This is a genomic window from Amycolatopsis sp. SID8362, from assembly GCF_010550475.1.
Lineage (GTDB): Bacteria > Actinomycetota > Actinomycetes > Mycobacteriales > Pseudonocardiaceae > Amycolatopsis > Amycolatopsis eburnea.
This window is the reverse complement of the sequence record NZ_JAAGNB010000457.1, coordinates 1-8015: the sequence shown is the minus strand read 5'-3', so window position 1 is coordinate 8015 and position 8015 is coordinate 1. Positions and strand designations below refer to the sequence as shown.

Genomic DNA, 8015 nt, shown 5'->3' with positions numbered 1-8015 from the left:
CGTCGGATCGCGCGGTGGCGGACTCGGTCCGGGGTGCCGGGGCCCACCCGGCGCCGGCTTCGGTGCTGGTCAGCCGCCTTTCGCGGGTCTGATCGGCCGGGGCGCGGCCCGTGCACCCGGCCCGCGATGTCATGAACGAGTCGTTCACCTCGTCGGACGCCAGGGTCCCGGCAAAGTCGCGCGCCGGCGAGCGGGTGACCGGCCGCAGGCTGGCTGCGTGCCTTGCCCGGCGTCGCGGGGATGTTGTGAATGGGTCATTTATGTCGTCTGGCGAGGTGAATGACTCGTTCATGTCGTCGCGGAGGGGCGGATCGGTCGTGCTGCCCGACTTTGCCGGGGCCCTGTCGTCGGACGCCATGAAAGGGTCGTTCATGGCGTTTCGCGCGCCGCTGTCCGAGCCCGGGCGCCGGAAATTGTCGTCGGATCGCGCGGTGGCGGACTCGGTCCGGGGTGCCGGGGCCCACCCGGCGCCGGCTTCGGTGCTGGTCAGCCGCCTCTCGCGGGTCTGATCGGCCGGGGCGCGGCCCGTTCACCCGGCCCGCGATGTCATGAACGAGTCGTTCACCTCGTCGGACGCCATGAAAGGGTCGTTCATGGCGTCCCGCCCGCCGCCGGAGCCCGGACGCCGGAAATTGTCGGTGGTGCCCCTTACCGTCTCCTCAAGTCAGTTCCGACGTGAGGAGGACCACATGAACGACGCGACCGACCTGTCCGAAGTGGACGTCTCGCACATTTCCGTCGAGGACATCGAGAGCATCGTGGTGGACTGCGATCGCTGCGTCGTGCGCGGCATCTCCTGCCACGACTGCGTGATCAGCGTGCTGCTCGGCGCGCCGCCCGCCGTCGTGTGGGACGCCGACGAGCGCCGCGCCGTCGACGCGCTCGCCGAAGCGGGGATGGTGCCGCGGCTGCGCTTGGTGGAGGGAGCCGCCTTGCGCAGCGCCTGACACGCCCGTTTCGTGTCGGCGCGCCGAATGGTCGATCGGATCAGGTGAACGGTCGGTGACCGAACAGGCCCTGGGAATATCCCCAGCGTGTAACGCCCATCACATGTTTTCTCCACTCCTGGTCCGATGGTGTTTCCGGGCGCTACGGAGAGTTTTTGGCCGACGGGTGGTGGACGTGGTGCCGGTCTTTTCGTAACCTGTCCGAGATCTCGTGGCCCCCGGCCGTCGATGAGGCGGCGACGCGAGATCGCCGCCGGGCGCAGCTTTGTCGGGAAGCTGGGATCCGGAACCACCACCGCTTGCTTCACCTGTTGCGGCAGAAGCAGCCCCGAAGCGGTGGGGACGAGCGGCGAAGAGGACTCCCCGGCCTCTTCGTGCCCCGGTCCCCGACGGCGGCCGAGACCAAAGGAGACCCGCGCGACCGTGCAGTCGCATCCAGTCAGGCGCGTGGTGTCAGGTGCCCTCGCCGCGGCTGCGGTGATCACCCTCGTCACCGTGGCCCAGCCGACGGCCACCGCCGCCCCCGTCCCCGTCCTCCAGGCCCCGCCCACCGGTTCGGACGCCCTCGCCCAGTACCGCGACCTCGCGGCACAGGCCGAAAAGCTCAACGAAGACCTGCTCAAGGCCCAGGACGACCTGAAGGCCAAGCAGGGTGAGCTCGACAAGGCCACCAACGACGTCAACGCGGCGAAGGACCAGGCCTCCCAGGCGACCGAGAACCAGAAGAAGTACCAGACCGAGGTCGACAAGTTCGCCGGCGCGTCGTTCACCAGCGGGGTCCAGCTGAACAAGCTGTCCGCGCTGCTGGCCGGCACGTCCACGCAGGACTTCCTCGACCGCTCCTCGGCGCTCGAGGTCATCGCGACCGAGAAGAACGGCGCGATGGGCAACCTCACCGGCGCCGTCCAGCAGGCCAACGACGCCACCGCCAAGGCGACCGACGCGGCGAAGCGCGCGACGGACGCCCGTGACGCCGCGGCGAAGCTGACGCAGGACATCCAGGCAAAGCAGAAGACGCTCAACGACCAGATCGAGCAGCTCAAGGCCGCCAACAAGAACCTCAGCGCGGCCGACAAGGCCCTGCAGGGCGACAAGGGCGGCACGGCGCCGAACGTCACGGCTCCCACCGCCGCGGCCCAGACCGCGGTCGACGCGGCGCTGAGCAAGCTCGGCACCCCGTACGGCTGGGGCGACACCGGGCCGAACTCGTTCGACTGCTCGGGCCTGATGCTGTGGGCGTACGGCAAGGCCGGGATCAAGCTGCCCCGGTCCAGCCGCGAGCAGTCCACCTTCGGCGCCGCGGTGCCGCGCGACCAGCTCCAGCCGGGCGACCTCGTGTTCTTCTACTCGCCCGTTTCGCACGTCGGCATGTACATCGGCGGCGGCAAGATGGTGCACGCGCCGGACACCGGCGACGTGGTGAAGATTTCCCCGCTGCAGAGCCAGTACTCGGGGGCGCGCCGCCCGACGGCGTGATCCCGCAGCACCCGCAGCACCCCGGAGGGGCGGCACCGCGCACGCGGTGCCGCCCCTCCGCCGTTCCGCACGGCCGCTAGCCTCTGGGGCGTGCTCAAGACCCTCCTCGTGACCAACGACTTCCCGCCCCGGCCCGGGGGGATCCAGAACTACCTGAACTCCCTCGCCACCCGGCTGCCGGCGGACGACCTGGTCGTCTACGCGCCTTCGTGGGAGTCGCGGACGGGGTCGCACGAGGAGTTCGACGCCGAGGCGCCGTTCGAGGTCGTCCGGCACCCGACGTCGCTGATGCTGCCGACGCCGGACGTGCTCCGCCGCGCGAAGCAGATCATGCGCGCGCGGGACTGCGAAGCCGTCTGGTTCGGCGCGGCGGCGCCGCTGGCGCTGCTGGGGCACTCCCTGCGCCAGGCCGGCGCGCGGCGAATCGTGGCGTCGACGCACGGCCACGAAGTCGGCTGGTCCATGCTCCCGGCCTCACGGCAGGCGTTGCGGCGCATCGGCGACACCGTGGACGCCGTCACCTACGTCAGCCGCTACACGCGCGGCCGGTTCGCCGCCGCGTTCGGCCCGATGGCCGGGCTGGAGCTGCTGCCGTCCGGGGTGGACGCCGAACTGTACAAACCAGACCCGGCCGGCCGCGCGGAAATCCGGGCGCGGCACGGGCTTTCCGACCGGCCGACCGTCGTCTGCGTGTCCCGGCTGGTCCCGCGCAAGGGCCAGGACCAGCTGATCCGCGCGCTGCCGCTGATCCGCGAGCGCGTCCCGGACGCGGCACTGCTGATCGTCGGCGGCGGGCCGTACCGCAAGAAGCTCACCGAGCTGGTCACCGGGCTCGGCCTGGAGCGTGACGTCGTGCTCACCGGCTCGGTGCCGTGGGCCGAGCTGCCCGCCCACTACGCGGCGGGCGACGTCTTCGCGATGCCCGCCCGCACCCGCGGCAAGGGGCTCGACGTCGAAGGGCTCGGCATCGTCTACCTGGAGGCGTCGGCGACCGGGCTCCCGGTCGTGGCGGGCAACTCCGGCGGGGCCCCGGAAACGGTGTTCGACGAGGTCACCGGGCACGTCGTCGAGGGCCGCGACACCGGCCAACTGGCCGACACCCTGGCCAGCCTCCTCGGCGACCCGGTGCGGGCACGCCGGATGGGGCAGGCGGGCCGCGCCTGGGTCACCGAGAACTGGCGGTGGGACACCCTGGCCGGGCGGCTGTCCGGCCTGCTCGACGGCGATCCGGTGGCCGTCGTCCGCTGAGGTTTCACGGCGTGTAGAGCGCCGGGTGCCGCGGGTCGTCGACGCGCACGACGACGTCGGCGAGCGAGCCGGGGTCCACTTCTTCTTCGTAGCGCTCGTAAGCCGGGACGGCCCACTCCTCGGGCACGCGGCGGCGCAGCGCGGCGGGGGAGAGCCACAGGTGCACGGCCAGGTCGAAGGCCAGCCCGGCGCCGAGCAGCAGTTCGCCGTCGAGCAGCACGACGCCGCCTTCGGGCAGGGGCACCCGCTCGGCGCGGGTCGCGCGGTCGCGCCCGGCGTCCCACAGCGACGGCAGGACTTCGCCGGAACCGCCGTCGCCCAGGGGATCGAGCACTTCGCGGCGGAGGGCGCCGAGGTCGAGCCAGTCGGTGTAGCGGGCGTCGGGGTTCGTGCGGCCGTGCTCGTAGCGCAGCGACGCGGGGCGCAGGAAGTCGTGCGCGGACACGCGCAGCACCGCGCGGCCGCGCAGGCGCAGCGGGTCGACCAGCGCGTCCGCGAGTTCTGTGGTTTCCGTCGCACCCGCCGCGCCGTCGACGGCGACCGCGAACCGGGGACGCCCGGTGAGCGCGTCGATGCGGTCGGTCAGTTCTTCGGCCAGCACGGCCGGGGAAATGGGGCGGTAGCGCACGAGGACCGATCCTCCCAGCCGGGCCACCGCCCGGTTTTGTCGTACCCCGGTGCGAAGATGTGGGCATGACTTCACCAGTGGGGAAAACGGCCGATGCCGGGTGGAACATCGGCGTTTCGCGGACCCTGCCGTACGCGCCGGAGACGGTGTGGGACTTCCTGGTCGGCCGGGACGGCGTCGCGATCTGGCTCGGGCCGGGGGTCGAGCTGCCCCGGGAGGCGGGCGCGGAGTACGAAACGGCGAACGGCACGGTCGGCGAGGTCCGCAGCTACGTCGAGAACGACCGCGTGCGGCTCACCTGGCGGCCGAGCGACTGGGACCACGACTCGACCGTCCAGGTGCGGCTGAGCGGCGCGGGTGCCAAGACCACGCTGCGGTTCCACCAGGAATGGCTCGCGGACGCGGAAGAACGGGAGGAACAGCGGGCATACTGGCAGGACGTGACCGAGCGCGTGGTGGCGGCACTCGCCGAGCGCTGAAGCGGACTGCACGGGGGAGCGGATGACGACTTTCGAAGTGGCCCAGGACTTCGCGCAGGACGCGCACCTGTTCTCGGAGCTGCTGCGCGCGGGCGGCCCGGTGCGCCGGGCCCGGATGCCGCGCGGCCTGGACTGCTACATCGTGACGGACTTCGCGCAGGCGCGGGCGCTGCTGGCGGATCCGCGGCTGCACAAGAACAGCGCGCGGGCCCGCGCGCTGTTCGAGGCGAAGCTGCCGTCCGGCGAGGCCATGCAGGGCGGGCTGGGGCAGGACCTGGGCTTCCACATGCTCAACTCCGACCCGCCGGACCACACGCGGCTGCGGAAGCTGGTGAACAAGGCCTTCACCGGGCGGACCATCGCCCGGCTGCGGCCGCGCGTGGAGGAGATCACCGCGGAGCTGCTCGACGCGCTGGCCGGGCAGGAGCGGGCCGACCTGCTGCCCGCGTTCGCCGCGCCGCTGCCGATCACGGTGATCTGCGAGCTGCTCGGCGTGCGCGCGGCGGACCGCACCGAGTTTTCCGCGTGGTCGAGGACGTTGCTCAGCTCCGCGGAACCGGAGGCGATGCAGGCCGCGGCGAAGAGCATGTACGCGTACCTGACGGACCTGATCGCGCGCAAGCGCGCCGAGCCGGCCGAGGACCTGCTGTCGGACCTGGTGCACGCGACCGACGACGGGGACTCGCTGTCCGAGCCCGAGCTGGTCTCGATGGCGTTCCTGCTGCTGGTCGCCGGGCACGAGACCACCGTCAACCTGATCGCCAACGGCGTCCTGGCGCTGCTGCGCGAGCCGGCGCAGCTGGCCCGGCTGCGCGCGGAGCCGGAGCTGATGCCGAACGCCGTCGAGGAGTTCCTCCGCTTCGACGGCCCGATCCACCTGGCCACCATCCGGTTCACGGCCGAGCCGGTCGAGGTGGGCGGCGTGACGATCCCGGAAGGCGAGTTCGTGCTGGTTTCGCTGCTGGGCGCGAACCGGGACGCCGAGCGCTACCCGGAGCCGGACCGGCTGGACATCACCCGCGCGGCGGGCGGGCACCTGGCCTTCGGGCACGGCATCCACTACTGCGTCGGCGCGCCGCTGGCCCGGCTGGAGGCGGAGATCGCGCTGGGCGGGCTGCTGGCGCGGTTCCCGGAGCTGGCGCTGGACGCGAAGCCGGACGAGCTGGCCTACCGGCCGAGTTCGCTGGTGCACGGGTTGGAGGCGTTGCCGGTCCGGCTGAAGTGACGTCGTAGGGTCGGCCAATGGAAACCGACCTGCTCGCTCTGGACGCCCAGCACGTGTGGCACCCGTACGCGCCGATGCCGGCGAAGGTGCCGTCGCTGCTGGTGACCGAGGCGAGCGGCGTCCGGTTGAAGCTGGCCGACGGCCGGGAGCTGGTCGACGGGATGTCGTCGTGGTGGTCGGCCATCCACGGCTACCGGCACCCGGTGCTCGACGCCGCGCTCACCGCGCAGGCCGGGCGGATGAGCCACGTCATGTTCGGCGGCCTGACGCACGAACCCGCGATCACCCTGGCGAAGACGCTGGTCGATGTGACGCCCGAGGGGCTGGAGCACGTCTTCCTCTGCGACTCCGGCTCGGTGTCGGTCGAGGTCGCCGCGAAGATGTGCCTGCAGTACCAGCGTTCGCGCGGGCTGCCGGAGAAACGCCGGCTGCTGACCTGGCGCGGCGGCTACCACGGCGACACCTTCACGCCGATGAGCGTGTGCGACCCCGACGGCGGCATGCACTCGCTGTGGCGCGGAGTGCTGCCCGAGCAGGTCTTCGTGCCCGCGCCGCCGTCCGGGTTCGACGCGCCGCCGGACCAGTCCTATGTGGACATCCTGGCGGAAGCGATTTCCCGGCACGCGGGGGAACTCGCGGCGGTGATCGTCGAACCGGTCGTGCAGGGCGCCGGCGGCATGCGCTTCCACCACCCCGCGTACCTGCGCGCGCTGCGCGAACTGACCGAAGCGCACGACGTGCTGCTGATCTTCGACGAGATCGCGACGGGCTTCGGCCGCACCGGCACGCTGTTCGCGGCGGAGCACGCGGGCGTGACGCCGGACGTCCTGTGCGTCGGCAAGGCGCTGACCGGCGGCTACCTGAGCATGGCCGCGACCCTGTGCACCCCGGAGGTGGCGGCGGGTATTTCCCGCGGCGCGCTCCCGGTCCTCGCGCACGGCCCGACGTTCATGGGCAACCCGCTGGCGTCGGCGGTCGCGAACGCCTCGCTCGGCCTGCTCGCCGACGGCACCTGGCGCCAGGACGTCACCCGCCTGGAGAAGGGTCTCTTGGACGGCCTCGCCCCGGCCCGCGACCTCCCGTCGGTGACGGACGTCCGGGTGCTGGGCGGCATCGGCGTCCTCCAGCTGGACCACCCGGTCGACATGGCGGTGGCGACCGAGGTGGTTACCGAGCACGGCGCCTGGCTGCGCCCGTTCCGCGACCTCGTCTACGCGATGCCCCCGTACGTTTCGACGGACGACGACCTCGCGGTGATCACCCGTGCGATGCTCGCGGTCGCCGAAAAGGCGTGATTTCAGCACATCGGGTGTGACCACGCCCACAGCGAGACCCGAAGGTCTCTCATCGTCGCGCTGTGTGCCGGAGCAAGATCGACACCACGCGAACGGTGGGGGCGGTCCGTGTGAAAGGTCCGGGTGAGCGCACCGATCCCGTACCGGACCAAACGCGAGAAATGCTTGCGTAGCGGACTTTTCGTCCGGTTTCGGCGATCCTGCCCCCATGATCGAGATCGTTCGTGGCGAACACGACACCGGCCCCCCGAAGCAGAACCTCAAGCACGACCTCCTCGCGTCGATAGTCGTCTTCCTCGTCGCCGTCCCCCTGTCCCTCGGCGTGGCCTTCGCCGCCGGGGCGCCGTTGCTCTCGGGCCTGATCTCCGCCGTCGTCGGCGGGCTGGTCGCGAGCCTCCTCGGCGGGTCGCCGCTGCAAGTCAGCGGGCCTTCCGCCGCCCTCACCGTGGTGCTGGCTGACACGATCGCCACCCACGGCTGGCCGGTCACCTGCGCGATCACCGTCGCCGCCGGCCTGCTGCAAATCCTCTTCGGGCTGACTCGGGCCGCCCGGGCCGCGCTCGCCGTCTCGCCCGCCATCGTGCACGGGCTGCTCGCCGGCATCGGGGTCACGCTCGTGCTCGGGCAGCTGCACGTCGTGCTCGGCGGGACGGCGCGGGGCTCCGCGCTCGCCAACGTCGCCGCGCTGCCGCGGCAGATCGCCGCGCACCACGACCA

Annotated in this window: 9 protein-coding genes; 8 read left to right on the top strand and 1 reads right to left on the bottom strand. The window is 71.9% G+C overall.

Translation table 11 applies throughout. From position 1 onward, the window contains the following. Positions 1-131: 131 nt before the first annotated feature. From G3I65_RS14450 to G3I65_RS14435, 4 genes are all read left to right on the top strand, one after another. The gene (locus G3I65_RS14450; RefSeq protein WP_160696566.1) at positions 132-509 is read left to right on the top strand and encodes a hypothetical protein; all 378 of its coding nucleotides are present in this window, start codon (positions 132-134) and stop codon (positions 507-509) included. A gap of 180 nt (positions 510-689) precedes the next feature. After that, positions 690-947, top strand: coding sequence for a hypothetical protein (locus tag G3I65_RS14445; protein WP_160696565.1), 258 nt, complete (start codon positions 690-692; stop codon positions 945-947). A 423-nt stretch (positions 948-1370) separates the two neighbouring features. Beyond that, the gene (locus G3I65_RS14440; RefSeq protein WP_309235457.1) at positions 1371-2423 is read left to right on the top strand and encodes an NlpC/P60 family protein; all 1053 of its coding nucleotides are present in this window, start codon (positions 1371-1373) and stop codon (positions 2421-2423) included. Between the two features lie 90 nt (positions 2424-2513). Next, complete coding sequence (locus tag G3I65_RS14435) at positions 2514-3671, top strand: glycosyltransferase family 4 protein (RefSeq protein WP_309235456.1); 1158 nt, start codon at positions 2514-2516, stop codon at positions 3669-3671. A 4-nt stretch (positions 3672-3675) separates the two neighbouring features. Here the strand turns inward: G3I65_RS14435 and G3I65_RS14430 are convergent, their stop codons facing one another. Next, positions 3676-4299, bottom strand: a complete 624-nt coding sequence (locus G3I65_RS14430) for a uridine kinase (RefSeq protein ID WP_160696564.1) — start codon at positions 4297-4299, stop codon at positions 3676-3678. Between the two features lie 65 nt (positions 4300-4364). On the opposite strand from G3I65_RS14430, the gene G3I65_RS14425 reads away from it, so the two are divergent. The 4 genes from G3I65_RS14425 to G3I65_RS14410 form a co-directional block, all read left to right on the top strand. Then, positions 4365-4778, top strand: a complete 414-nt coding sequence (locus G3I65_RS14425; protein WP_163046689.1) for an SRPBCC domain-containing protein — start codon at positions 4365-4367, stop codon at positions 4776-4778. A 22-nt stretch (positions 4779-4800) separates the two neighbouring features. Next, entirely contained in the window at positions 4801-6003 is a 1203-nt protein-coding gene (locus G3I65_RS14420) for a cytochrome P450 (RefSeq protein ID WP_160696563.1), read from the top strand. Positions 6004-6020: 17 nt separating this feature from the next. Continuing rightward, complete coding sequence (locus G3I65_RS14415; RefSeq protein ID WP_160696562.1) at positions 6021-7298, top strand: adenosylmethionine--8-amino-7-oxononanoate transaminase; 1278 nt, start codon at positions 6021-6023, stop codon at positions 7296-7298. A gap of 208 nt (positions 7299-7506) precedes the next feature. Continuing rightward, positions 7507-8015, top strand: a 509-nt coding sequence (locus G3I65_RS14410; RefSeq protein WP_160696561.1) for a SulP family inorganic anion transporter, incomplete at its 3' end; no start/stop codon positions are given.